Source organism: Serratia sp. Ag1, from assembly GCF_000743355.1.
Lineage (GTDB): Bacteria > Pseudomonadota > Gammaproteobacteria > Enterobacterales > Enterobacteriaceae > Chania.
On sequence record NZ_JQEI01000105.1, the window covers coordinates 1 to 563 of the forward strand.

The window sequence follows — 563 nt, forward strand, 5'->3', positions numbered from 1 at the left end:
CCCTGCGGAAGAAGCCGATGACCGCGGCCGCGATGACCGCCATGAGGAGCACGAGGCCCATGGCGCCCGTGTTGGTGAGCCAGGTGAACATGGTGAGCACCGGGTAGAGGAAGCTCTGCTCGCCGAGCGCCGCGGCGCCGCCGAACACCTCGCCCGAGAAGATGAAGCCGATCGTGACGACGAGTGCGATGACGGTCTGCGCGACCGAGCCGGCCCAGGGAGCGCCGTGCTTCGAGGTTCCCGCGAACCAGGTGGGCAGCACGCCCTCGCGGCCGAGCGAGAAGAAGTAGCGGGCGACCGCGTTGTGGAACGACTGCAGCGAGGCGAAGAGGCTCGTGGGGAACAGGATGTTCATGATGTCGACGAAGATCACGCTGACGTGGCTGTTCATGAACACGAACATCAGGTCGGGGCCCGACTCCTGCGACTTCGCGACGATGTTCGACGGGCCGATGCCGACCGAGAACGCCCACGCGCTGAACGCGTAGAAGAGACCGATGATCGCGACGGCGGCGTAGGTCGCCCGCGGCACGGTGCGCTTCGGGTCCTTCGCCTCCTCGCCG

1 protein-coding gene is annotated in these 563 nt (G+C 67.1%); it reads right to left on the bottom strand.

All coding sequences use genetic code 11. From position 1 onward, the window contains the following. The coding region (locus tag IV04_RS24535; RefSeq protein WP_037441846.1) for an amino acid permease at nt 1-563 on the bottom strand (563 nt) is incomplete at both ends.